The sequence below is a fragment of the Pectobacterium carotovorum genome (assembly GCF_033898505.1).
In the GTDB taxonomy this organism is placed as follows: domain Bacteria; phylum Pseudomonadota; class Gammaproteobacteria; order Enterobacterales; family Enterobacteriaceae; genus Pectobacterium; species Pectobacterium carotovorum_J.
On record NZ_JAXAFK010000003.1, the window covers coordinates 531,193 to 557,207 of the forward strand.

General features: G+C 53.6%; 21 protein-coding genes and 1 riboswitch. Of the genes, 10 read left to right on the forward strand and 11 right to left on the reverse strand.

Features of this window, described 5'->3' with window-relative positions:
- Positions 1 to 5 precede the first annotated feature (5 nt).
- The gene (gene epmA / locus R9X49_RS17015; protein WP_319849513.1) at positions 6 to 983 is read right to left on the reverse strand and encodes an elongation factor P--(R)-beta-lysine ligase; all 978 of its coding nucleotides are present in this window, start codon (positions 981 to 983) and stop codon (positions 6 to 8) included.
- A gap of 474 nt (positions 984 to 1,457) precedes the next feature.
- Here epmA and frdA point away from each other — a divergent pair, with 474 nt between their 5' ends.
- The 5 genes from frdA to blc all read left to right on the forward strand — a co-directional run bounded on the left by frdA (position 1,458) and on the right by blc (position 5,472).
- Complete coding sequence (gene frdA / locus R9X49_RS17020) at positions 1,458 to 3,254, forward strand: fumarate reductase (quinol) flavoprotein subunit (RefSeq protein WP_319849514.1); 1,797 nt, start codon at positions 1,458 to 1,460, stop codon at positions 3,252 to 3,254.
- Entirely contained in the window at positions 3,247 to 3,984 is a 738-nt protein-coding gene (locus R9X49_RS17025) for a succinate dehydrogenase/fumarate reductase iron-sulfur subunit (protein ID WP_319849515.1), read from the forward strand. Before frdA ends, R9X49_RS17025 begins: the two co-directional genes overlap by 8 nt.
- Before the next feature lie 13 nt (positions 3,985 to 3,997).
- A complete protein-coding gene (gene frdC, locus R9X49_RS17030; protein ID WP_319849573.1) occupies positions 3,998 to 4,393 on the forward strand; it encodes a fumarate reductase subunit FrdC in 396 nt (131 codons plus the stop codon).
- 14 nt (positions 4,394 to 4,407) lie between these two features.
- Entirely contained in the window at positions 4,408 to 4,764 is a 357-nt protein-coding gene (frdD, locus tag R9X49_RS17035) for a fumarate reductase subunit FrdD (RefSeq protein ID WP_319849516.1), read from the forward strand.
- A 123-nt stretch (positions 4,765 to 4,887) separates the two neighbouring features.
- Positions 4,888 to 5,472, forward strand: coding sequence for an outer membrane lipoprotein Blc (blc, locus tag R9X49_RS17040; protein ID WP_319849517.1), 585 nt, complete (start codon positions 4,888 to 4,890; stop codon positions 5,470 to 5,472).
- Between the two features lie 40 nt (positions 5,473 to 5,512).
- On the opposite strand, the gene R9X49_RS17045 is transcribed toward blc, so the two are convergent.
- The 3 genes from R9X49_RS17045 to efp all read right to left on the reverse strand — a co-directional run bounded on the left by R9X49_RS17045 (position 5,513) and on the right by efp (position 6,975).
- Positions 5,513 to 5,866, reverse strand: a complete 354-nt coding sequence (locus tag R9X49_RS17045) for a DMT family protein (protein WP_015841889.1) — start codon at positions 5,864 to 5,866, stop codon at positions 5,513 to 5,515.
- A gap of 103 nt (positions 5,867 to 5,969) precedes the next feature.
- Positions 5,970 to 6,101 carry an entericidin A/B family lipoprotein gene (locus tag R9X49_RS17050; protein WP_005972977.1) on the reverse strand — a complete coding sequence of 44 codons (132 nt, stop codon included), beginning with the start codon at positions 6,099 to 6,101 and terminating at the stop codon, positions 5,970 to 5,972.
- Positions 6,102 to 6,408: 307 nt separating this feature from the next.
- Complete coding sequence (gene efp / locus R9X49_RS17055; RefSeq protein WP_014916784.1) at positions 6,409 to 6,975, reverse strand: elongation factor P; 567 nt, start codon at positions 6,973 to 6,975, stop codon at positions 6,409 to 6,411.
- A gap of 41 nt (positions 6,976 to 7,016) precedes the next feature.
- Between efp and epmB the strand changes: the two genes are divergently transcribed.
- Positions 7,017 to 8,069, forward strand: coding sequence for an EF-P beta-lysylation protein EpmB (gene epmB / locus R9X49_RS17060; protein WP_319849518.1), 1,053 nt, complete (start codon positions 7,017 to 7,019; stop codon positions 8,067 to 8,069).
- Positions 8,070 to 8,129: 60 nt separating this feature from the next.
- On the opposite strand, the gene R9X49_RS17065 is transcribed toward epmB, so the two are convergent.
- Entirely contained in the window at positions 8,130 to 8,474 is a 345-nt protein-coding gene (locus R9X49_RS17065) for a DUF4156 domain-containing protein (RefSeq protein WP_319849519.1), read from the reverse strand.
- Positions 8,475 to 8,517: 43 nt separating this feature from the next.
- On the reverse strand, positions 8,518 to 10,167 hold the full coding sequence (gene pgi, locus R9X49_RS17070; protein ID WP_319849521.1) for a glucose-6-phosphate isomerase: 1,650 nt from the start codon (positions 10,165 to 10,167) through the stop codon (positions 8,518 to 8,520).
- A gap of 198 nt (positions 10,168 to 10,365) precedes the next feature.
- Positions 10,366 to 10,558, forward strand: a riboswitch (Lysine riboswitch).
- Positions 10,559 to 10,674: 116 nt separating this feature from the next.
- Here pgi and lysC point away from each other — a divergent pair.
- On the forward strand, positions 10,675 to 12,051 hold the full coding sequence (gene lysC, locus R9X49_RS17075; protein WP_319849523.1) for a lysine-sensitive aspartokinase 3: 1,377 nt from the start codon (positions 10,675 to 10,677) through the stop codon (positions 12,049 to 12,051).
- A 365-nt stretch (positions 12,052 to 12,416) separates the two neighbouring features.
- Here lysC and R9X49_RS17080 read toward each other — a convergent pair whose 3' ends face one another.
- On the reverse strand, positions 12,417 to 14,063 hold the full coding sequence (locus R9X49_RS17080) for a Na/Pi cotransporter family protein (protein WP_319849525.1): 1,647 nt from the start codon (positions 14,061 to 14,063) through the stop codon (positions 12,417 to 12,419).
- Between the two features lie 361 nt (positions 14,064 to 14,424).
- Between R9X49_RS17080 and R9X49_RS17085 the strand changes: the two genes are divergently transcribed.
- Positions 14,425 to 15,879 (forward strand): DASS family sodium-coupled anion symporter, encoded by a 1,455-nt coding sequence (locus R9X49_RS17085; RefSeq protein WP_319849527.1) that lies wholly within the window; start codon positions 14,425 to 14,427, stop codon positions 15,877 to 15,879.
- A 62-nt stretch (positions 15,880 to 15,941) separates the two neighbouring features.
- Here R9X49_RS17085 and R9X49_RS17090 read toward each other — a convergent pair whose 3' ends face one another.
- From R9X49_RS17090 to R9X49_RS17100, 3 genes are all read right to left on the reverse strand, one after another.
- Positions 15,942 to 16,787: an intradiol ring-cleavage dioxygenase gene (locus tag R9X49_RS17090; protein WP_319849528.1), complete on the reverse strand. Its 846-nt coding sequence runs from the start codon at positions 16,785 to 16,787 to the stop codon at positions 15,942 to 15,944.
- 509 nt (positions 16,788 to 17,296) lie between these two features.
- On the reverse strand, positions 17,297 to 19,402 hold the full coding sequence (gene foxA / locus R9X49_RS17095) for a ferrioxamine B receptor FoxA (protein WP_319849530.1): 2,106 nt from the start codon (positions 19,400 to 19,402) through the stop codon (positions 17,297 to 17,299).
- Positions 19,403 to 19,580: 178 nt separating this feature from the next.
- On the reverse strand, positions 19,581 to 20,537 hold the full coding sequence (locus R9X49_RS17100; RefSeq protein WP_319849531.1) for an AraC family transcriptional regulator: 957 nt from the start codon (positions 20,535 to 20,537) through the stop codon (positions 19,581 to 19,583).
- A 230-nt stretch (positions 20,538 to 20,767) separates the two neighbouring features.
- Between R9X49_RS17100 and R9X49_RS17105 the strand changes: the two genes are divergently transcribed.
- Positions 20,768 to 20,965, forward strand: coding sequence for a hypothetical protein (locus R9X49_RS17105; protein ID WP_319849532.1), 198 nt, complete (start codon positions 20,768 to 20,770; stop codon positions 20,963 to 20,965).
- Between the two features lie 115 nt (positions 20,966 to 21,080).
- On the opposite strand, the gene metH is transcribed toward R9X49_RS17105, so the two are convergent.
- Positions 21,081 to 24,764: a methionine synthase gene (gene metH / locus R9X49_RS17110; protein ID WP_319849533.1), complete on the reverse strand. Its 3,684-nt coding sequence runs from the start codon at positions 24,762 to 24,764 to the stop codon at positions 21,081 to 21,083.
- A 191-nt stretch (positions 24,765 to 24,955) separates the two neighbouring features.
- Here metH and iclR point away from each other — a divergent pair, with 191 nt between their 5' ends.
- On the forward strand, positions 24,956 to 25,786 hold the full coding sequence (iclR, locus tag R9X49_RS17115; protein ID WP_319849534.1) for a glyoxylate bypass operon transcriptional repressor IclR: 831 nt from the start codon (positions 24,956 to 24,958) through the stop codon (positions 25,784 to 25,786).
- Positions 25,787 to 26,015: the final 229 nt, after the last annotated feature.

The following is a 26,015-nucleotide window of genomic DNA, read 5'->3' on the forward strand; positions in this document are numbered from 1 at the left end:
ACTGGTTACGCGCGCTCTACCGAGAACGCAATCACGTCACTCAGCTTTTCGGCGTTCAGCGCCAGCATGATTAAACGATCCACGCCTAACGCTACACCAGCACACTCCGGCAGACCGTGTTTCAGCGCTGCCAGTAGATTTTCATCAATCGGCTGCTGTGGCAAATCCCGCGCGGCGCGCTTACGGTTATCCTGCTCAAAGCGTTGACGTTGCTCATCGGCGTCGGTCAATTCACGGAAGCCGTTCGCCAGCTCAATCCCCTTGAAATAGACTTCAAAGCGCTCGGCGACGCGATGATCTTCCGAGCTGATCTCGGCCAGCGAAGCCTGCGTGGCGGGAAAATGGTAGACAAACGCCGGTTTATCGCGCCCGATGTGCGGCTCCACGCCGAAGGTAAACAGCATCTGCACCAGCGAATCGCGATCGTCTTCACGGCAGGCGATATCGCCCAACCCAATTTTTTCTGCCGCTTCGCGCAGCTGCGGTTTGTCGACAGACAGCGGATCGATCTCCAGATGGCGTAGAAACGCCTGCTGATACGAGAGCATCTCTGCGCTTTCACAATCCAGTACCTGCTGCAACAGGTCATCGACCTCATTCATCAGGCGGTACATATCATAGTGAGGGCGATACCATTCCAGCATGGTGAATTCAGGGTTGTGGTGTCGGCCTGACTCTTCATTGCGGAAGCTGCGGCACAGCTGAAAGATCGGTCCGCTGCCAGCAGCCAGCAGACGTTTCATGTGGTATTCCGGGCTGGTCATCAAATACAGCGTCATGCCATCCGCGGCACCGGGACCAACGAAACGGGTCTGGAACGGGTATAAGAAAACATCCGTTACTGTGGCCTGGCTCATCGCAGGCGTTTCGACCTCCAATACACCACGATCGGTGAAGAAACGTCGGATAGCTGCAATGATCGACGCTCGTTTCAACAAATTAGCGACAGAAGCACTAGGTTGCCAACTTGTCGTCTCGCTCATGGTTCTTACTCCAAAGTCAAACAGGGGGTGCAGTCTACCCGCATCAGCCCAAATTTCCAGCGGAAAAAAGTCCAGACGCGCTTTTCAGCGAGGTATGTTCTACCCTTTAGAAGGGAGCGGTCAGGATAGCAGCCGTAAATTATATCCAGTGGATCATTTTCTTATATCCCCCGCGAAAGGGTTATTAAAGAAATAAAAGCATCATTTCCCCCTAAATAAGCCTTTCGATCACGTTTTTATCAATAAATACGAGACTCGCTGAAAAAACGACAAAATGCGGGATCACATCAAATTTCATCTACCTATAATTCGGTATAATTATTCCCACACAAAAATTATAGGTTTATCTATTCTTTATACATCTATCACATAATTTTCAGCGGGTTTGATATTAAGCTCGGATATAAAGACAGAAATGAATAGATATTATTTTTTTATTTTAACTTAATTAACTTAAGTAACTGGAGGAATGCATTGCAAACCTTTAATGCCGATTTGGCCATTATCGGGGCCGGAGGTGCTGGCCTACGAGCGGCAATTGCTGCCGCAGAAGCCAACCCTCAACTGAAAATTGCGCTGATCTCAAAAGTCTACCCAATGCGTAGCCATACCGTGGCGGCAGAAGGTGGGTCAGCAGCAGTGACTCAGGAACACGATAGCTTCGATTATCACTTCAACGACACCGTCTCCGGTGGCGACTGGCTGTGTGAACAAGACGTGGTTGAGCACTTCGTCAAACACTGCCCGGAAGAGATGATTCAACTGGAACAGTGGGGCTGCCCCTGGAGCCGTAAACCGGATGGTTCTGTCAACGTGCGCCGCTTTGGCGGGATGAAGATCGAACGCACCTGGTTTGCTGCCGATAAAACCGGCTTCCACATGCTGCATACACTGTTCCAAACGTCCCTTAAATATCCGCAAATCCAACGTTTTGACGAGCACTTTGTCCTCGACGTTCTGGTCGATGATGGCCAGGCGCGCGGTCTCGTTGCCATCAATATGATGGAAGGTTCGCTGGTTCAGATCCGCGCTAACGCTGTAGTGCTGGCAACGGGCGGCGCAGGCCGCGTGTACCGTTACAACACCAACGGCGGCATCGTCACCGGCGACGGCATGGGCATGGCGTTCCGCCATGGCGTACCGCTGCGTGATATGGAATTCGTTCAGTATCACCCGACCGGTCTGCCCGGTTCCGGTATCCTGATGACCGAAGGCTGCCGCGGCGAAGGCGGCATCATGGTCAACAAAGACGGCTACCGTTACCTGCAAGACTACGGCATGGGCCCGGAAACGCCGCTCGGTCAGCCGAAGAACAAATACATGGAGCTGGGGCCACGCGATAAAGTCTCGCAGGCGTTCTGGCACGAATGGCGCGCAGGCCGCACCGTCTCAACCCCGTTGGGCGACGTGGTTTATCTCGATTTGCGCCACCTCGGCGAGAAGAAGCTTCTGGAACGTCTGCCGTTCATCTGCGAACTGGCAAAAGCCTATGTCGGCGTCGATCCAGTGAAAGAGCCGATTCCTATTCGTCCTACCGCGCACTACACCATGGGCGGCATTGAAACCGATCAAAACTGCGAAACCCGTATCAAGGGTCTTTTCGCCGTCGGCGAATGTTCCTCTGTTGGCTTGCACGGCGCGAACCGCCTTGGTTCCAACTCGCTGGCCGAACTGGTGGTCTTCGGGCGCGTTGCGGGTGAACACGCCGTACAGCGCGCGCAAGCGGCAGCACCAGCCAACGGTGCGGCGCTGGATGCACAAACGCGCGACATCGAACAGCGCCTGCACGACCTGATGAATCAGGAAGGCACCGAAAGCTGGGCGAAAATCCGCGACGAAATGGGCATGTCGATGGAAGAAGGCTGTGGTATTTACCGCACCACCGATCTGATGCAGAAAACCGTCGATAAGATGGCGGAGCTGAAAGAGCGCTTCAAACGCGTGAAAATCACCGACCGTTCCAGCGTGTTCAACACCGACCTGCTGTACACCGTTGAGCTGGGTCACAGCCTGGATGTGGCGGAATGTATGGCGCACTCGGCGATCAACCGTAAAGAGTCTCGCGGTGCCCACCAGCGTCTGGATGAAGGTTGCACCGAGCGTGATGACGTTAACTTCCTGAAGCATACGCTGGCGTTCTATAACCCGGAAGGCGCACCTCGTCTGGAGTACAGCGATGTGAAAATTACCAAACTTCCACCGGCCAAACGCGTATACGGTGCAGAAGGTGATGCGCAGGAAGGCAGCAAGAAGGAGCAGGCGAATGGCTGAGACGATCAAAACCCTGAAAATGGAAGTCATGCGCTATAACCCTGAACAGGACAATGAACCCTATTTTGAAACGTTCGATGTCCCGTACAACACGCAGACTTCCCTGCTGGATGCGTTGGGTTATATCAAAGATAACCTGGCACCGGACCTCTCCTACCGCTGGTCCTGCCGTATGGCGATCTGTGGCTCCTGCGGCATGATGGTGAATAACGTCCCTAAATTGGCCTGTAAAACGTTCCTGCGTGACTACACGAAGGGTCTGAAGGTCGAAGCACTGGGCAACTTCCCCATCGAGCGCGATTTAGTGGTCGATATGACCCACTTCATTGAGAGTCTGGAAGCCATCAAGCCGTATATCATCGGCAACGATCGTAAACCTGCTGATGGCCCGAACAAGCAGACTCCGGCGCAAATGGCGAAGTATCACCAATTCTCCGGCTGTATTAACTGTGGTTTGTGCTACGCGGCATGTCCGCAGTTTGGCCTGAACCCTGAGTTCATCGGCCCGGCGGCGATTACGCTGGCGCACCGTTATAACCTGGACAACCGCGATCACGGTAAGAAAGAACGTATGCCGCAGTTGAACGGTAATAACGGCGTGTGGAGCTGTACGTTTGTGGGCTACTGCTCAGAAGTGTGTCCGAAGCATGTCGACCCAGCCGCGGCTATCCAGCAAGGCAAAGTCGAGAGCGCGAAAGACTTCATGATCGCCATGCTGAAACCACAATAAGGGAGGGACAATGATGACAACTAAACGTAAAGCGTATGTTCGCGACATGTCGCCGACCTGGTGGAAAAAGCTGGGGTTCTACCGCTTTTATATGCTGCGTGAGGGGACGGCTGTCCCCGCCGTCTGGTTCAGCATCGTACTGATGTGCGGCGTCTTCGCATTGAAGAACGGGCCGGAAGGCTGGGCACACTTCGTCAGCTTCCTGCAAAACCCACTGGTGCTGCTGATTAACATCGTTGCACTAATGGCCGCCGTGCTGCACACCAAAACCTGGTTTGAACTGGCACCGAAGGCCAGCATCATCATCGTTAAAGATGAAAAAATGGGGCCGGAGCCACTCATTAAAGGGCTGTGGGCTGTCACCGTGGTGGTAACCGTAGCCGTTCTGGCGATCGCCTTACTATTCTGAACAGGAGAAATAACGTGATTAACCCAACGCCAAAACGTTCTGACGAACCGCCTTTCTGGGGCCTGTTCGGCGCCGGCGGGATGTGGAGCGCGTTCTTCGCCCCGGTGATTATCCTGCTGGTCGGCGTGATGCTGCCTCTGGGGCTGTTCCCGGATGCGCTAACCTATGAGCGCATCGCCGCGTTCAGCCAGAGCTTTATCGGCCGCGTCTTTTTACTGCTGATGATTGTGCTGCCGCTCTGGTGTGGCTTACACCGTATCCACCACGCGATGCATGACCTGAAAATCCACGTTCCTGCTGGGAAATGGGTGTTCTACGGTCTGGCGGCAATCCTGACCGTGGTGACCTTCATCGGCGTCGTCACGCTGTAGAGGTCACATCTGTAAATTTGTACCTAACGGCCTGCGCGATACCGTCGCAGGCCGTTTTATTTCCCCGCCTGACCACGCCCATCGTCTACACTGGAACAGAGATGAAAACGATGAGACGTCAATATGATGCACTTTAACGCTATTCGCTTTAACGCCCTTTTCTTCAAGACTCTGTTATTAACCCTTAGACGCCGTGGAAAAGCCTGCATTGCCGCGCTGGTGGCGCTCTTCTCTGTCGCCTGTAGTGTAACGCCGCCCGATAATGTCACCGTGGTGGAAAATTTTGACGTCAATCGCTACCTCGGCACATGGTATGAGATCGCCCGTCTCGACCATCGCTTTGAACGCCATCTCGAACGCGTGACGGCAACCTACAGCCCGCGGGAGGATGGCGGCATCAAGGTGACCAACCGTGGCTTTAACGTCGAAAAACAGGAATGGAAAGAGAGCATCGGGAAAGCCTATTTCACAGGTTCGCCTCAGCGTGGCGCGCTAAAAGTGTCGTTCTTCGGGCCATTTTATGGCGGTTACAACATTATTGAGCTGGATGACGATTATCGCTATGCCCTGATTTGCGGGCCGAACCGCGACTACCTGTGGATTCTCTCACGCACGCCAACGCTGGATGCCGCAACACGCGACAAACTGGTCGCCACAGCCAAGCGCTACGGCTTCCCGACAGAAGCACTTATCTGGGTCAATCAGTAATCTAATCATATTGACCACAACACAGGGGATAACCGATGTGTTATCCCATGATCTTATCGCGAAACATAAAGAAAACCGCGCCCAGCAGGCACAGCCCCGCCCAAATATAATCAGTGCGGAACGGCTCTTTTAAAATAATCATAGAGAAAGGGATAAATACGGAAAGGCTGATCACTTCCTGCAATATTTTCAACTGACCCGCAGAAGCAACCTGATAACCAATCCTATTTGCCGGCACCTGCAAGAGGTATTCAAATAACGCGATACCCCAACTGACCAATGCGGCAATGATCCAGGTACGGCCGCTGAAATAGCGTAAATGTCCGTACCAGGCGAACGTCATAAATATGTTACTCAATGTCAGCATGCCGACAGTAATGAAAATAGGCGACATTATTACTTCTCCGAGTGATCCACTTTCACATTATCTCGCCGCGGGGAAGAAAACACCATAAACGGCATTTTCTTCCACTCGGAAAAGTTATTACGACTTATTTCTATTGGGCGCTGCGCTGGATAGCCTTCCCACCCGCTTCAACATCTTGCCCAACACCTCGGGTGGTATTACACCCAACCACCGCAGAGAGAATAACCAGAGAGAAAATGGCAACAAAAGCTTTCTTTAACATACTCGGTTCCTTCTTTATGAGAATAGGATTTCAACGGTACGAAAGGACTGCTTTTTAAGCGTAGCCAATTTTAATTCTTATGGCGGTTTTTTCGGACGAGGAGAAAAGCAAGGGGGAGAGATTTAAGTGAGGTACGGGATCAAAAAAGCCGCCCTCAAAGAAGGCGGCATTTCCAGAGTATACCCAAGATAATTCGAGTTGCGAGAAGGCGGCGACGCAGTAAATCCCCAGGAGCTTACATCAGTAAGTGACTGGGGTGAACGAGGAAAGCCAACACACGCGCAGCTTGAAGTATGAAGGGTATAAATTACTTAACGCGTGAAACGTACTCACCAGAACGCGTGTCGACTCTGACAACTTCGCCGATCTGTACGAACAATGGCACTTTAACTACCGCGCCGGTGCTCAGCGTTGCTGGCTTACCACCAGTACCTGCGGTATCGCCTTTCAGGCCTGGATCGGTATCGGTGATTTCAGCTTCGATAAAGTTCGGTGGCTGAACAGCGATAGGACGACCATCCCACAGGGTAACGATACATTCGGCGTTGTCTTGCAGCCATTTTGCAGCATCACCAACGGTCTTCTCTTCAACCTGATGCTGTTCAAACGTCTCAGGGTGCATGAAGTGGTAGAACTCACCGTCGTTGTACAGGTAGTTCATGTTGGTATCAACGACGTCTGCGCCTTCTGCAGAATCGGTAGATTTGAAGGTTTTTTCAACGCGAGAGCCCGTCAACAGGCGACGCATTTTTACGCGAGCAAAAGCCTGGCCTTTACCCGGCTTAACAAACTCACTGGATTCGACGGCATACGGTTCACCTTCGAATATGATTTTAAGACCGGAACGGAAATCGTTGCTAGAATAAGTCGCCATAAAGGCCCTCTACAATTTTAATACTGGTACGAAGCCAAAAAATGGCACACATTGTAACCCTAAATATACCTTCCAGAGAAGATTGGTTGCAGCAACTTGCAGACGTAATTACCGATCCTGATGAATTACTGCAACTTTTGGCACTGAGCGATCACGCTAAACTCCGGCAAGGCAGTGATGCACGCAAGCTTTTTGCGCTGCGTGTGCCGCGCGCATTCGCTGCCCGAATGCAAAAAGGCAATCCTGACGATCCGTTGCTGCGACAGGTCTTGACCGCGCGTGAAGAGTTTATCGCCACCCCAGGCTTCACTCATGACCCGCTTGATGAGCAACACAGCGTCGTGCCGGGGCTACTACACAAATATCACAACCGTGCCCTGCTGCTGGTGAAAGGCGGCTGCGCAGTGAACTGTCGCTACTGTTTCCGCCGTCATTTCCCGTATCAGGATAATCAGGGCAATAAGGCAAACTGGCGTCAGGCACTGGATTATATCCGCCAGCATCCCGAACTGGATGAAATTATTTTTTCCGGTGGCGACCCGCTGATGGCTAAAGACCACGAACTGGACTGGCTGATTACCGAGCTGGAACATATCCCGCATCTGAAACGCCTGCGCATTCACAGCCGTTTGCCGGTGGTGATCCCTGCCCGCATTACCGACACGCTGTGCGATCGTCTGTCCCGCAGTTCGCTTCAGGTGTTACTGGTGACGCATATTAACCACCCGCAGGAAATTGATCCTGATTTAACACAAAGTATGGCGCGTTTGCGCCGGGCAGGCGTGACGCTGCTCAACCAAAGCGTGCTGCTGCGCGGAGTGAATGACAACGCAGAAACGCTCGCCCGGCTCAGCAATGCCTTATTTGACGCGGGCATTTTGCCTTATTACCTGCACGTGCTGGACAAGGTTCAGGGTGCCGCGCATTTTCTGGTGGATGACAACGAAGCGCGCGTCTTGGTTAAAGCGCTAATGAAGAAGGTATCCGGCTATCTGGTGCCGCGTCTGGCACGGGAAATCGGTGGGGAAGCCAGTAAAACGCCACTGGATTTAGGGATGAAGCAGCATCAGGATGACACAGGGATAGTCGGTTGAGCAATACGTTAGGAAAAGCGGTGAGAGCAACATGTCACTCTCACCGGGTTTTTCTTTAGCTTAAGGACATTTGTAGACGCTGCCGCTCATCTTGCTGTCCAGCGGCGCAAAGCTTGACCAGAAGGTTTCACTCGGACTGGTTGCGCCATAGACCGTATTGCCCCCCATCGCCGCCGCTTTATTACGCAGATCGTTTGCCGCACCGCGCATAGAACTGCCATCGCTATGATTGCCCGCCAACCAGTTAGACTGGCTACCGCTGGCCTGCCCCAACAGCTGACATTCGCTTCCTGGCTTGGTATCCGTGAACGTCACGGCCTGACCAGCGGCGCTGACTTGACTGGTACTGCTGCACCCTGCCAGCAACACTGCTGCTGATAGCCCCAACAAAATACGAACCTGCATGTCTTCCTCCTTGCGATTGAAAAACCAAAGGGCACAGGCCCGATTAGTTACGCCACGCCTTGAAACGGTTGATCAGCCCGTTAGTGGAGCTGTCATGGCTGTCGATCTGACTGTCATTTTCCAGCTCTGGCAGAATACGGTTCGCCAGTTGTTTACCTAACTCCACGCCCCATTGATCGAACGTGAAGATGTTCAGGATCGCGCCCTGAGTAAAGATCTTGTGCTCATACAGCGCAATCAACGCCCCCAGACTGTACGGGGTGATTTCGCGCAGCAGGATAGAGTTGGTTGGGCGGTTGCCTTCAAATACTTTAAACGGCGCCACGTGTTCCACGTCTTTGGCACTTTTGCCTGCCGCCGCAAATTCCGCTTCCACCACGTCACGGCTCTTACCGAACGCCAGCGCTTCCGTCTGCGCAAAGAAGTTCGACAGCAGCTTGCTGTGGTGATCGCTCAATGGATTATGGCTAATCGCTGGCGCAATGAAATCACACGGAACCAGCTTGGTGCCCTGATGGATCAGCTGATAGAACGCATGCTGGCCGTTCGTGCCCGGTTCACCCCAGATAATTGGCCCGGTCTGGTAATCCACCGGATTACCGTTGCGATCGGCAGATTTCCCGTTGGATTCCATATTTCCCTGTTGGAAATAGGCAGCAAAACGGTGCATGTACTGGTCATACGGCAGAATCGCTTCGGTTTCGGCACCGAAGAAATTGTTGTACCAAATACCGATCAGCGCCAGCAGCACAGGCAGGTTTTTCTCCGCTGGCGTGGAAGCAAAGTGCTTATCCATCGCGTGCGCGCCGCTGAGCAGTTTTTCAAAGTTCTCAAAGCCCAGAGAAAGAATGATCGACAGCCCAATCGCCGACCACAGGGAGTAGCGTCCGCCCACCCAGTCCCAGAATTCGAACATGTTGTTGGTATCGATGCCAAATTCGCCGACGGCTTTCGCGTTGGTAGACAGCGCGGCAAAGTGTTTGGCAACGTGTTTCTCGTCCTGCGCCGTGTTCAGGAACCAGTCGCGAGCGCTGTGCGCGTTGGTCATGGTTTCCTGCGTGGTGAAGGTTTTTGACGCAACGAGGAACAGCGTGGTTTCCGGGTTCAGCGGCTTCAACGTTTCAGCAATATGCGTGCCGTCAACGTTGGAGACAAAGTGCATGTTGAGGTGGTTTTTATAAGGCTTCAGTGCTTCCGTTACCATGAACGGACCCAGATCGGAGCCGCCGATGCCGATATTCACCACGTCGGTGATGGTTTTTCCGGTATAGCCTTTCCACTCACCGCCGATCACGCGTTCGCTGAAATCTTTCATCTTCGCCAGCACCGCGTTGACTTCCGGCATCACATCTTTGCCATCCACCAGAATCGGCGTGTTGCTGCGGTTACGCAGGGCAACGTGCAGAACGGCGCGGTCTTCTGTGCGGTTGATTTTCTCGCCGGCAAACATGGATTTAATCGCCGCAGACAGGTCGGTTTCCCGCGCCAGCGCGTGCAGTTTTTCCATCGTTTCCGCCGTGATGCGGTTTTTGGAGTAATCCACCAGCATCTGATCGTCGAACGTCGCGGAAAAATGCGCGAAACGATCGCTATCTTGTGCAAACAGCTCGCTGATTTGCACGTCTTTCATCGCGTCAAAATGGTGTTGTAATGCCTGCCAGGCGGCAGTTTGGCTTGGATTGATATTTTTCATAATGCGACTTTCTCTCTAAGCATGAGTTCAAAGTGACTGAATCGATTGTATCCCTTAAAATCCCGATTGAGATCCCTTTTCTTGCTAAAAGCGATTTATGCCCTGTAGTTCACTGACAGATTGTTTACTGACAGATTGTTTATTGACAGAAACCGCATAACCCGTTATTTGTAACACCGTACTTGCACACTCGGTGTGCAAGCCAGAAGAGGCGCGTCGCCCAGGTAAGGTATCGGAGGAACCGTAATCCGCTGATGATATCCGAGGGGGAGCGACGCCGAGATGCGGTGGAATACGGCTTTCACCCTATCGACTACAGAGGCTGAATCCTCTGGGTTGTCACCGGATTTGTCCTGATGGACGTCCAGCAAGGTGGAGCGCTTCTGGGTGTATCGTAGTCATTTTCTACGCCTGCCCCCTACTTCTGCTCTCCCCCTGTGCCAAGGCTGATTAATGGAATGCTGTTTACTGAAAACAGCCTACCCCCCTGACACGAGGTTTTTTGACATGTCTGTAACTGAAGTCTCCGCAAACGCGAATTCTACCGTTATTGCCAAATTTGGCGGCACCAGCGTGGCGGACTTTGACGCCATGAATCGCAGCGCCGATGTGGTGTTATCGAATCCAAATGTACGAGTTGTGGTACTGTCGGCGTCGGCAGGTATCACCAATTTACTGGTTGCGCTCGCCGAAGGCCAGACACCGGAAATTCGCGCCGAGCATCTGGCGAAAATCCGCCAAATTCAATACGCCATCATCGATAGGCTGACCAACCAAAGCGTTATTCGCGATGAAATTGACCGCATGCTGGACAGCGTCACCACCCTGTCTGAAGCGGCAGCGCTCGCGACGTCCAACGCGCTGACCGATGAACTGGTCAGCCACGGCGAACTGATGTCCACCCTGCTGTTTGTCGAAATTCTGCGCCAGCGCGAGGTCGTGGCAGAGTGGTTCGATGTGCGCAAAATCATGCGCACCGACGATAACTTTGGCCGTGCGCAGCCGGACTGCGACGTGCTGGGCGAACTGACTCGCAGCCAGTTGCAGCCGCGTCTTGAGCAAGGTCTGGTGATCACACAGGGTTTCATCGGCAGTGAGGCGAAAGGCCGTACGACTACGCTGGGCCGTGGCGGTAGCGATTATACCGCGGCGCTGCTGGGCGAAGCCCTCAACGTCAGCCGGATTGATATCTGGACCGATGTGCCCGGCATTTACACCACCGACCCACGCGTGGTGCCGACAGCAAAACGCATCGACCAAATCATGTTTGAAGAAGCGGCCGAAATGGCGACATTTGGCGCGAAAGTCCTGCACCCAGCCACGCTGCTGCCTGCGGTGCGTAGCGATATTCCGGTGTTTGTCGGCTCCAGCAAAGATCCCGCCGCGGGCGGTACGCTGGTGTGCAATAAAACCGAAAACCCGCCGCTATTCCGCGCGCTGGCGCTACGTCGTAAACAAACGCTGCTCACGCTGTATAGCCTGAACATGCTGCACGCACGCGGCTTCCTGGCCGAAGTGTTCAGTATTCTGGCACGTCACAACATCTCCGTTGACCTGATCACCACGTCAGAAGTCAACGTCGCACTGACGCTCGACACAACTGGCTCCACCTCCACGGGCGACAGCCTGCTCTCCAGCGCCTTGCTGACCGAGCTGTCATCGCTGTGTCGTGTCGAGGTTGAAGAGAACCTGTCACTGGTCGCGCTGATCGGCAACAAGCTGTCTCAGGCCTGTGGCGTCGGGAAAGAAGTGTTTGGCGTACTGGAACCTTTCCGCATTCGCCTGATCTGCTACGGCGCCAGCAGCAACAACCTGTGCTTCCTGGTACCGGGTGACGACGCCGAGCGGGTGGTACAGACGCTGCACCGCAGCCTATTCGAGTAAGTTCGCACTCTGTATTTGGTCTGTCTCTTATACACACATACAGAGATATTGCGGATTTTGACGTTATCCGGCGTAAAAAATTATGCTGAGGAGATAGCGGGCTTAGGATGAGCCGCATGGACGCGGCGAAAGCTTGCGCCACGCCGGGAGCGTGTCGCAAGCGGTCCGTTAAGCCGGATATCGACGAAGGTACCGCGTCAGCGGCATAATTCCCGCCGAAAAGCCAGGGGTCACGGGGCGAGCGGCGTGTGAGCCGTCCCGTGTCGGGCGCGTGCTATGAAGTAGCATGAAAATGGCGGCACTATCGCGCACGAAACTACCTCTTAATCTGCATAAAGTATAACTAAGAGGCTCCCTCCAAAGGATCACAGCGTCAGCGGTGACTCCTCGCGTTCTTCTTCCCCATCCTGCTGTACAATCAATACGTTATACGCTACCGCACAGAACAGTGAGTTCAGGCGGTTCATGTCTCCCAGTAAGCTCAGATGGAGCGAACTGGTTTCCAGACTCTGTACGTTGTGCTGATGTAAGCGATCGACGTGCGCGTGCGCATAACGACGGTTCATAATGCGGAAGCGGTGTTTGGCACGACGCAGGCGTTTCGCGCTGGTGATATCCTCCGACAGGAAAACCGACAGCCCCAAACGCAAATTCGCCAGCAGCTGTTCATGCAAATGGTTCAACTCTTCCAGTCCCTGTGCAGAAAACGCCATGCGTACGCCGGAGGAATGATTGGCGATGTCGTCTGCCATGCGCTCGATAATATCTCCCGCCTGCTCCAGATTCAGCGCCACCTCGATCACTTCAGCCCAGCGCCGGGAATCCCGCTCATCCAACCCGTCTTTCTGAATCTGCGCCAGATAGAGCTTAATCGCGGTGTAAAGAATATCGACATCATCATCAAGCCGGCGAATCTCCCGGCGTTGCATATGGTCGCCCTGCAACACTTCGCGGTACAACCGCAGCATCTGTTCCAGCACATCGCCAATTCGCAGCGTTTCCCGCGCAGCGTTGGTCAGCGCCAGCGCTGGCGTGTCCAGCGAACTGGTGTCCAAATGGCGCGGTTTCATCTGGAGTTCGACCTGCGGTGAGTCTGCAATCATCATACAGGACAGGCGCGCTACCACGCCGGTCAGCGGAATCAGCAGCAGGCAACGAATCAGGTTGTAGAACAGGTGGAAGTAGATCACCAGCTCTTCGGCCCCCAGCGGAATACGCGTCAGCCAACGCGAAAGCGGCTCAACCAGCGGCAACACAGCCAGACAGCCAATCAGCTTGAACAGCATGCTACCGAGCGCCACGCGTCGCCCCTCCGCATTCTGCGTCGAGGTGCTCATCATCGTCAGCAATCCGCTCCCCAGATTGGCACCAATGACCAGACACATCGCCACTTCCAGCGAAATCACACCGCTTGCCGTCAACGTTGCCGTCAGCAGCACCGCTGCCAGACTGGAATAGGTAATCACCGCGAACAGCGCGCCTACCAGCGCGTCCAGCATGACGTCACCCGTCAACGAGGAAAACAGCACCTTCACGCCCGACGTCTGCGTGATCGGGGCCGCAGCCACGACAATCATTTCCAGCGCCAGCAGAATCAGCCCGAGCCCGATCGCCACGCGGCCAATCTGCCCAACCCGCGTCTGCTTGCGGCTGAGGAAAAATATCACGCCAAGAAAAATCAGCAGCGGAGAAAGCCAGGACAGGTCGAACGTCAGAATTCGCACCATCAGTGCCGTCCCGACATCTGCCCCGAGAATAATCACCAGCGCAGGCGTTAGCGCCACCAGTCCCTGTGAGACAAACGAGGTCGTCAGCAACGCGGTCGCATTGCTGCTCTGTACCAGCGCAGTAACGCCAATACCGGCCATAAAAGCCAACGGTTTTTTCTCAACGCTGTCGCTGAGAACCCGCCGTAACTGGGTGCCATAAACCCGCATGATACCGGTACGGACAATGTGAGTGCCCCACACCAGTAACGCAATCGCAGAAAGGAGATTCAGCAGTGTTAACAAAAAGTCCGCGCCTCCAGCTAAACATGTGTTGATGAAATACGATCTGTTGATGACGTAATGAGCTGCCATCTTACCAGATGTTAGCAGGCCGTACTGCGAGGCAGCCCGCGCCAGAGCAAAATCGTTCAGTAGTCAATTACTGATAAAAATTAATTAACTGACAATATTTAAAAAACAGAATCCAAATCAATAAGCCCATAATTTTGCCTCACGCATTCCCCGGTTAGCGCTATGCTCTTTTTATCCCTATAACTCTTATGGGTTATATGCATATAGAACTTTAAGCATGCTTAACATTTAGCACATTGCGTGTAGTCGCGTGTGCCCTGTAATCCTTCTGGATTTTTAGTAAGGAAAATGGATGAAGACGAAAACCTCGTATGGACTGAACTGGCTCCCGCTGATCGTGATTCTTGCCATCGCCGCCTTTTTTTGGCGAATGGAACCCCCAACCGGCCTAAGCCCTGCCGCCTGGCACTCCGCCGTCATTTTCGTCGCAACGATCGTGTGTATTGTCGCGAATGTTCTCCCAATTGGGGCTATCGGTATTATCAGTATCACGCTCTTTGCGCTGACGTATGCCGCAGGGGATAAAACGCCCAGCGGCGCGATACAGACCGCACTCAGCGACCTGAACAGCTCGCTGATCTGGCTGATTGTTGTCGCATTCATGATTGCCCGTGGATTTATCAAAACGGGTCTGGGCCGCCGCATCGCCTTGCAGATGATCCGCCTGCTTGGGAAACGCACGCTGGGTCTGGCTTACGGGCTGGCCTTTGCCGATCTGGTGCTTTCTCCCGCGATGCCGAGCAACACCGCACGCTGCGGTGGGATTATTTATCCGATTGCCGATTCGCTATCGCGCAGCTTCGATTCCAAACCGGAAGATGCTTCACGCGGTAAGATTGGTACTTTCCTGATTACCTGCATTGGTAACGTTAACGACGTGACGGCGGCGCTGTTTATGACCGCCTACACTGGCAATCTGCTGGCGGTAAAACTGGCGGCCAACGCGGGGGTAACCATCACCTGGGGAAGCTGGTTTCTGGCGGCGCTTGTGCCCTGCTTGATTTCTCTGGCCGTTGTCCCCCTGCTCGTCTACTGGCTGACCAAGCCGGAAATTCGTCATACGCCGGATGCGCCAAAACTGGCCGTCGCCGAACTGGCAAAAATGGGCAATATGAGCCGCGGTGAATGGCTGATGGCATTTACCGTCATCCTGCTGCTGGTACTGTGGATTTTTGGCGACCGCTTAGGCGTGGACGCCACAACGGCCTCGTTCGTTGGGCTGTCTTTCCTGCTGTTAACCGGCGTACTGAGCTGGGAAGACGTGAAGAGCGAGAAAGGCGCCTGGGATACGTTGATTTGGTTCGCCGCCCTGCTGATGATGGCGAATCAGTTGAAAAAGCTCGGCTTCACGAACTGGTTTGGCGATCTCATCGGCAGCAACATCGGCCACCTGATGCAGGGAACCAGCTGGGTATTGGTGCTGTTGCTGCTGAATGCAGCCTATTTCTACACTCACTATTTCTTCGCCAGCGGCAACGCGCAGATCGCCGCGCTTTTTGCGGTGTTCCTCGGTGTCGGGATCAACCTGAATATTCCAGCGGTGCCGATGGCATTCATGCTGGCATTTACCAGCAGCCTGTACTGTTCACTGACGCAATATACCCACGCGCGCGGCCCCATTCTGTTCGGCGCGGGCTACGTGCCCACCGCCATCTGGTGGCGCACCGGCTTCGTCGTCAGTCTGGTCAATCAGGCGATCTTTATGAGTGCCGGTCTGCTGTGGTGGAAGGTGATTGGCCTGTATTAAGGCTATGTGCCGCTGACACGGTGGGATAAAAAAGGGGCAGCACCGCTGCCCCCACATCGTTGCTACTCTTGTGAAACCGTGTGCTTGTATAAATCACGCTGGGTGAGATAGGTAGAGGTGGCATTCTTATCAATAGAGAGAATGATTTCTCCCGTAAACCCATCATTGAAGTCACCTTCATTGACTTTATTTACCGTAAGTAGCGATTGCGCCCCATTCATCTTGGTAAAATATTCATCTTCATTATTGGTCACGCGCGTGATATCCCTTGGACTATAGGGTTCGTTATTATAAACCACACGACAAAGATCCTCTGGGAAATATAACTGCCCAACAAAAGCAAAGTGCTCTTTTTCCAGAGGATTTTTACTTGGCCGCCTTATCGCAACATGAATATGTGTCGCCCTGCCGGCATAGAACCCAGGGAATATCGTCGTGAACCTCACCACGCCATGCTGGTCCGTTGGCTGTATGCCACGAAAGAAACTGGTGCTATCTGTTCTATTAACGGTTCCGACATCATCTGTTGCCGCTTCTTTATCAGGACTAATAAAGCTCCACCCTGAGTATTTCCCTCTGGCGTTACAGTGCCAGATATCAACCAGGATGTTCTCCACGGGTTCACACGACACACCGTCGATCACTTTTATCTTCAGCAGCAGCGGGATGCCGGATTGAGATTCGGTAATATCACGCCGTAGTATTTTATAATCAACAAAATAAGGCCCGACAATTTGTTCGGTCGTAAGCGGGCACGTCTTTATCCCCACGCCCTTTGCCTTATCCACGACGTCATTCGCCCTCGTATAGAACGGGATATTCGCTAACGATAATAACCCGACGGTTCCAATGATTCGTTTCGCAGAGCTAATAAAGAAAAATCGTCTATTTTTATTATTCAATTCCATTGCTATGCCTCACATGTGCTATGTAAATAGCGTTTTAAATAATAAGTAGTGAAATTATTTTCAGGGGTAACAGGCGCTACACCACTCCATTAATGATCAATGCATCGATTAATCGATCAATTAATGAATATGACGTTCGGTAACATCACCGAATATAACACGCCACAGAAGTATTATTTTTAGTTGTTAAAATGTCCAGTTCATCTGATATAAATACCACGTATTGCCACATATCAAGACAAGTACAATTATATTAATTACCCTTAAACAATATAAATACAGGAAATATAAATTCACGATTATTTATTTCATTCAATGAATCAGAACGACATCTAATTAGTTGAGGAAAATAGCTGAAATAGATATGCAGTAGTAGAATATTATCGCTATTCGCTATCAGGAATATGATGATCTCATGTATTCAAATATGGAGGGAGAATAGAAGATTTATGGATATAAATTTTCATACACGTTACCGTCCTGCCCGTTAAGGCAGGACGGCGAAGGCATCAGAACGAGTAAGAGACGCTGCCGACTACGCTGCGTTCGGCACCGAAGTAACAGAACTCCAGCGAGTTACAGGCGGAGACATAGCGTTTATCGGTCAGGTTGTTCACATTAAGCTGCGCACTCACCCCTTTCAGACCCACCTTCGAGAGATCGTATCCCACCGCCAGATCCACCAGCGTATAAGACGGCAGCGTGTGGGTATTGGCACGATCGGAGGTCACACCGTTCACGTAACGCACGCCGGAACCAATCGTCAGGCCGTCCAGCGGACCGCTTTTGACATCATAGCTGGCCCAGGCGCTGGCCTGATTGCGCGGCGCGTACACCGCACGCTTTCCTTGCTCAGCCACACTGCTTTTCTTATAGCGAATATCCGTATAGGTATAAGCCGCTTGCAGACGCAGATTATCCGTAATATGGCTCACGGCCTCCAGTTCCACCCCTTCCGATTCAATTTCCCCCACGGAACGGTAAGGGTCATTAGGCTGAACTTTTGTCGCCACGTTCTTCTGATTAATACGGAATACCGACAGACTGTACTGATCCTGAGAACCTTCAGGCTGATATTTCATCCCGGCTTCCCACTGCTTGCCCTTCATAGGCTCCAGTACGTTGCCGTTATCATCGGCGAAGCTGGTCGGCGTAAAGGCCGTGGAATAGCTGACATAAGGTGCAAATCCGCTATCAAACAGGTAGAGCAATGCGGCACGCGAGCTAAAGTTGTTTTTATCCAACTCGCTGTGTGTCCCCTTGGTATGGTTAACATGGGTCACTTTTACCTGGTCGTGACGACCGCCCAGCGTTAGGCGCCAGCGCTCCCAGCTCATTTGATCCTGTACATAGATGCCTGTCTGTTGCAGCTTATGTTTTTCCTGCGTGCCGGACAGGGTCGTTGGTCCAGAACCGTAAACGGGATTAAACGCATTAATCTCCGGGAAGGTACCCGAAGGCCAGTCCATATTATTATTACGCTGCTGATAGTCGAGCCCCACCAGCAGACGGTGGTTTACCGCACCGGTATCCACGCTGCCATCGAGCTGGTTATCTAGCGTTAACGCAGACAGTGACTCGCGGGAACCCGAGTAATAACGGGTCAGCGTATCGGCGCTCGGCTGCGTCCAGCCATAGGCGTACACCTGATCCAAATGCACCTTGGTACGCAGATAACGCAGTTTTTGGCGCACCGCCCAGCCGCTATCGAAGCCATGTTCGAAGTTGTATCCCACCATGTTTTGCTTACGGTCGTATTTCTCATAATTCTCTTCCCCTTCATAGAAGGTGTTCGAGATTTTCCGCCCGTTGTGCGCCACCACCGTACCGTCATACGGCAAACCCGAGTGACTGCCGCCTTCTGGATCGCGTTGTAGGTAAGCCATCAATTCCAGACGCGTCTTGTCGGAAATCCGCCACAGCAGGCTAGGCGCAATCGCATAGCGTTCTTCTTTCAGCGGCCCAAATTGGGTATCCGCTTCACGGACCATTCCCCCCAGACGGAACGCAAAACGCTCGTCATCATCCAGCGGTCCGGTAACATCAAACGCCGCGCCACGTTGTGCATTGTTGCCTGCGAACAGTTTGATCTGTCCGCTGCGATCGAAGGATGGCTGGCGGGAATTCAGCGCCACAATCCCACCCGGAGAAGAACGCCCGTAGAGTACGGACGCCGGGCCTCTGACCACTTCAATGCTGTCGAGGAACCAGGGATCGATAACCAGCGAACTATGGGAGTTGGTATCCCCCATCATCTTCAGTCCGTCGAGATAGACGTTATCCAGACTACCGTCGGAAAAGCCGCGCAGTACCATGTAGTCAAAGCGGTTGGACGCGCCGATCTGGTTGTTATACACACCCGGCGTATAGCCGACCGCCTGCCGAACGCTGGTCGCGCCCTGCTCCTGAATCTGATCGCGCGTAATGATAGAAACGGCCTGAGGAGTCTCGATATCGGGCGTTTCCAGTTTGGTCGCCCCGCGTTGCGTTTGAGACGTCACAACCAGCGTATCTCCCTGAGAAGAAGAGGATGGCGTATCCTGCGCCAGTACCGACACAGTAAATCCACTGGTGAAACAGCCGACCACCAGCGCCAGCCGCGTTTTTCTGAACATGGGAATCTCCACAGACCTTATTATTGTAAATAAGAATTATTACCGTTTTTAGTCTTGCGATAGCTATGCGCAGTGACAGCGTGCGTATGCGCAATAACAAAACGGGAACTCAGTGAGAAAGCGTCAGGCAGGCAGCCTCTGACATAAATAAGGTTCAGGAGAGTGATGAAGGGAAGCGCTAGCTGACCATGCGCGCATCGCTCGGCGCCATACCGTAACGCCGCCGGAAAGCCGTGGCAAAGTTGGTCGCATGCTGGTAGCCCGACATCCAGGCCGCCTGTTGAACGCTGTAGCCCTGTACCAGATAGCGGCGAGCCAGTTCCAACCGACAGTCGCGCAAATAGTCAAAGACCGAATGACCATACGCCTGACGAAACTTGGTGCGCAGGCTGCTGCTGCTCATCGCAGCCAGCTGTGCCAGTTCATTAAGGGTGTACTCTTTTTCAGGCTGTTGCGCCAGCAGTCGCCGGACGTTCTCCAGCCGCTCCTGTTCACCGGGCGGAGGCAATACGCGCCGTTCCCCGCCACGTTGCCCGAATGACAGGCCTTGCCCCAACAGCTGTAGCATTACGCCTTCCAACATCAGCTGGCGTGATAGCCCCGGCGTGGTGTTTTCCAGCGCGTGCTGTAGCCCAGATAACACATGGCCGGGAACCTGCCATAAAAACGTCGGGTTTCCCCCCTGCTCCCACTCGTTCAGCAACGAGCCCAACAGCGGATCCAAAGCGAACGTGGCGGGAAAAATACCCAGCGAGACGGTGCGAAGATGACAATCCGCAAGGTGGCTGGCGTTCATGACTAACGGGTCACCCAGACGAGTGCTGAATGCCATGCCGGCTCGCACAACAAACTCCTTACCGCTCAGGCGCAGCGCGACGCACCCTTCCAGCACCACCAGCGTATAAAACGGACAGCAGTGCAAAGACGTCGATTCGTAGGGTTGCAACACGCGCACATTGGAATTCGTCAGACAAATACCGGAGGACAGCGTCATCTCTTCGACATCCCCCTGCACAACGATACGCTTTTCTTTCGTGCGATCGCGGCAAGACGACAGCTGCGGGAAATGGTAATCAATCCCGTAACGTTCACCGATATCGAAGAAATCCTCAATGGAAAAGAGTCGTTTGAGCATGAGCGAGAAGATACCCTCATCCTGTTTAACGCCCAGAATCAGGCCTGCAGTTAACGGAAATGACGTGACGTAGCGACCTATTCGCTACAGAGATCGTTATTCACCTTATCATTGCGTAGCGAGCGCATCAATAAGACTGATAACTATTCTCATTAAAATGGTGTTCGCGTAACACAGGATCATCAACGGGGAAGATATTTCATGGACTCAATCACGAAACCAGTACAGCTATGCAAAAAAGCATACGTTTCGTGCGTGATAAGCCGAGTATTTCTCTGTGCCATCAGCACCACGCCCGACTCAGGGCGCTCAATCGCCGCCGCCCTGAGAACCCAGGCTTTTTGGCGGAATTCTGCCGCTACGCGGTGCCTTCGGCGTTCGTGGTCGCTGTTCGGGCCGTCAGTGACGCGTTCCCGACGCGGCACTGACTTTCGCCGCGTCCATGCGGCTCACCCGGCGGCCACGCCCACCTCAGCAGAATTTTAACGCCAGTTGAAAACCAACACTTGTTAACCCACAGATATTATTTCTCTTACTGGCATCTTAATCGGCGTCATAGCCCAAATTCGGCGCCAGCCAGCGCTCCACTTCACTCACATCCATCCCTTTACGCACCGCGTAATCCTCTACCTGATCGTGCTGGATTTGCGCAACGGCGAAGTATTTGCTGTCGGGGTGGCTGAAGTACCAGCCGGATACCGACGCGCCCGGCCACATGGCATAAGACTCGGTTAACTTCATGCCGGTATGTTTTTCCACATCCAGCAGCTGCCAGATTTGCACTTTCTCCGTGTGATCCGGGCACGCCGGATAGCCCGGTGCAGGGCGAATACCCTGATAGTTTTCTCGAATCAGCAGCTCGTTACTGAGGTTCTCATTCGGCGCATAGCCCCAGTACACCTTGCGCACACGCTCATGCAGGTATTCCGCAAAGGCTTCTGCCAGACGGTCAGAGATCGCCTTCACCATGATCTTGTTGTAATCATCATGCTGAGCTTCCCATTGATCGGCCAACGTATCTTCTTCCAGACCGCCAGTTACCGCAAAGGCACCGAGATAATCTGGCTTACCGCTGGACTTCGGCGCCACGAAGTCGGACAGGCAATAGTTCGGGAAGTCAGTTTTCTGCGTCTGCTGGCGCAGATGGTGGCTGACTGACAGCACCGTTTCGCGCCGTTCATCGGTATAAATCACCACGTCATCCCCAACGCGGTTCGCCGGGAATAAACCCACCACGCCACGAGGATTCAGCGCACCGCGCGCGGATAGGTCATCCAGCATCGCATTGGCATCGGAAAACAGGCGCTTGGCTTCTTCTCCCACCACCTCATCTTCCAGAATGCGAGGATATTTCCCCGCCAGCGACCAGGTCATAAAGAACGGCGTCCAGTCGATGTAGTTACGCAGCGTTTCAATGCTGGCCGTCACTTCCTGAACGCCCAGACGATGCGCAACGGGCGGCGTGTAATTTTCCCAATCCAGATCAGAGGCATTAGCGCGCGCCGCTTCCAACGTCACCGGCGGCGTTCTCGGCTTTTTACGCGCATGCTGAATACGCACGGTTTCATACTCTTTACGGGTACGCGCCACAAAGTCGTCATATTGCGTACTGGACAGCAGCGCTGACACCACCCCCACAGAGCGGGAAGCATTCTGCACATAGACCGTCGGGCCGCTGTAGTTCTGCTCAATCTTCACGGCGGTATGCGCTTTAGACGTCGTCGCGCCGCCAATCAGCAGCGGCAGCGTAAAGCCCTGACGCTCCATCTCTTTCGCCACGTTGACCATTTCATCCAGCGACGGCGTAATCAGCCCGGACAACCCGATGATATCGACGTTCTCTTCACGCGCGGTCTTCAGGATCTTATCCGTCGGCACCATCACGCCCAGATCGATAATTTCGTAGTTGTTACATTGCAGCACCACGCCGACGATATTCTTACCGATGTCGTGAACGTCGCCTTTGACCGTCGCCAGCAGGATCTTCCCGGCTGACGTCCCTTTGGCCTTGCTGGCTTCAATATAGGGTTCGAGATAGGCCACTGCCTGCTTCATCACACGGGCAGATTTCACCACCTGCGGCAAAAACATTTTCCCCGCGCCAAACAGATCGCCGACCACGTTCATGCCATCCATCAGCGGACCTTCAATCACCTCTATCGGCCGAGCGGCCTGCTGGCGCGCTTCTTCGGTGTCCAGCTCAATGAATTCGGTAATGCCTTTCACCAGCGAATATTCCAGCCGCTTCTTCACATCCCAGCCGCGCCATTCCGCCTGCGTTTTACTGCCTTCATCTTCCGTTTTGCTGCCGCGATATTTTTCCGCCAGCTCGAGCATGCGCTCGGTGGCATCGCTGCGACGGTTCAGGATCACATCCTCCACCGCCTCGCGCAGTTCCGCAGGGAGATCGTCATAGATCGCCAACTGACCGGCATTCACGATCCCCATGTCCATGCCGTTGCGGATCGCGTGATAAAGGAAGACGGCGTGGATCGCTTCACGTACCAGATCGTTGCCACGGAATGAGAAGGAAACGTTGGACACGCCGCCGGAGATCATCGCATGCGGCAGTTGCGCCTTGATGTCTGCACAGGCCTCAATGAAATCCACCGCGTAGTTGTTGTGTTCGTCGATCCCCGTTGCCACGGCGAAGATGTTCGGATCGAAGATGATATCTTCCGGTGGAAAACCAACTTCTTCCGTCAGGATGCGGTAGGCTCGGCGACAGATTTCAATTTTACGTGCGCGGGTGTCCGCCTGACCGACTTCATCAAAGGCCATGACCACCACGGCGGCACCATAGCGCCGTACCAGTTTGGCATGGTGGACAAAGGCCTCCACGCCTTCCTTCATGGAGATCGAGTTAACAATCCCTTTGCCCTGAATACATTTAAGCCCTTTCTCAACCACGTCCCATTTTGAGGAATCAATCATGATCGGCACACGGGCAATATCCGGCTCGCCAGCAATGAGGTTCAGGAAACGGATCATCGCCGCTTCCGCATCCAGCATGCCTTCATCCATGTTGATATCGATGATCTGCGCGCCGCTTTCCACCTGCTGACGTGCGACATCCAGCGCTTCGTTATATTTTTCTTCTTTAATCAGTCGTTTAAAACGCGCAGAACCGGTAACGTTCGTCCGCTCCCCCACGTTAACAAATAGGGTCTTGGCATCGATAGTCAACGGTTCCAGGCCGGATAAGCGGCAGGCGACCGGGATCTCCGGCAGCTTACGCGGCGGCACGCCTTCCACCACTTTCGCCATCGCGGCAATATGCGCGGGTGTCGATCCGCAGCAACCACCGACGATATTCAGAAAACCGGATCGCGCCCATTCGCCGATATGTTTCGCCATATCGGTCGGATCTAAATCGTACTCCCCAAAGGCGTTGGGCAGCCCTGCGTTGGGGTGCGCGCTCACATAGCATTCTGAAATACGTGACAGCTCGGCGACATACTGGCGCAGTTCATCCGGCCCCAGCGCACAGTTCAGACCGAACGAGAGCGGGCGCGAATGGCGTAAGGAGTTATAAAATGCTTCTGTTGTCTGGCCGGATAGCGTACGCCCTGACGCATCCGTGATCGTGCCGGAAATCATCACCGGCAATGTGACCCCTAATGCCTCAAATTCACTTTCAACCGCAAAACTCGCCGCTTTGGCATTCAAGGTATCGAAAATGGTTTCGATCATGATCAGATCGACGCCGCCCGCGATCAAGGCGCGTGTCGATTCGCGATACGCGTCTACCAGTTGATCAAAACTGACGTTGCGAAACGCAGGATCGTTAACATCGGGAGAGATCGAGGCGGTGCGGTTAGTCGGGCCGAGTACGCCGGCAACATAACGCGGTTTATCCGGCGTTAATGCCGTCCATTTATCCGCACTGGCACGCGCGAGCTGTGCGGCGACGGTATTCATTTCCGCCGACAGCGATTGCATATCATAGTCCGCCATCGCAATGGTGGTGGCGTTGAAGGTGTTGGTTTCGAGGATGTCGGCCCCGGCTTCCAGATAGGCATCATGGATTTCGCTAATCACCTGCGGCCTAGTGAGCACCAGCAGATCGTTATTTCCCTTCACATCGCTCGGCCAGTCGGCAAAACGCTCGCCGCGATAATCTGCTTCCTGCAGGCGATAACCCTGGATCATGGTTCCCATACCACCATCCAGCACCATAATGCGTTGCGCCAACTGACGCCGCAATTCGTCTACCCGATTACTCACGCGAACCCCATCCCCGGCCAATAAATACGATATGTTGTGTCTATCCTAGCATAAGTTATGAGCAGGCTAACGCAGTGTAGCGTGAGACTTTTTCAGGTCATTTGCCGATAAAAAACACAGAGAAAGAAGAGTTGCATTCTGCGGTAAAAAAACGAAAATCAATTCCATTACCATAAAAAGGAATCGACGCCATGACGCCACCAGAGCCAGCCAAACGTGGGAAAAAACCCCGTTCCAGCACGGGCGCTACCGCACAGCCAACCGGGCAGGTTCAATCGCTGACCCGTGGCCTGACGTTGCTTGAATATATCGCCAAAGCCAACGGCAGCGTAGCGCTAACCGATCTCGCTCAGCAGGCCGGTTTACCGAATTCTACGACCCACCGTTTGCTCACCACCATGCAGCAGCAGGGCTTTGTGCGTCAAGTTGGCGATCTGGGGCTGTGGACGATTGGCTCACACGCTTTTATCGTCGGCAGCAGCTTTCTGCAAAGCCGCAACCTGCTGGCGATTGTGCATCCGATAGTACGCAAGTTGATGGAAGACTCGGGCGAAACCGTCAATCTGGCCGTGTTCGATCAGACCGACAGCCAAGCAATCATCATCGATCAGGTGCAGTGTACGGCGCTGATGCGTATGTCTGCACCGATCGGCGGTAAGCTGCCGATGCATGCTTCCGGTGCCGGGAAAGCCTTTCTGGCGCATTTACCCGATGCACAGGTCACGCAGTTGCTACACAAGAAAGGGCTGCACGGCTACACGCCGCACACCTTCAGTTCGCCACAAACCCTGAAGGAAAACCTGTCGCTGATTCGCAAGCAGGGCTACTCCTTCGATGATGAAGAGCATGCGCTGGGGCTACGCTGTATCGCGGCCTGCATTCTGGATGAACATCATGAAGCTTTTGCCGCCATTTCCATCTCCGGCCCTGTATCACGTATCACGGACGACCGCGTCACGGAACTCGGCGCGCTGGTGATCAAAGCCGCCAAGCAGGTCATGCAGGAATACAGCGGGTTATGAATAAGGTGTATGACACGGAAGGTCTTTTGGTCACATGTTTTATGCCAATCTTGGTGCCGTTTCGTGCGCGATAATACCGTTATTTTCATGCTACTTCGTAGCACGCGCCCGACACGGGGCGGCTCACACGCCGCTCGCCCCGTGACCCCTGGCTTTTCGGCGTGAATTATGCCGCTGCGCGGTGCCTTCGTCGGTATCGGGCTTCACGGACCGCTTGCGACACGTTCCT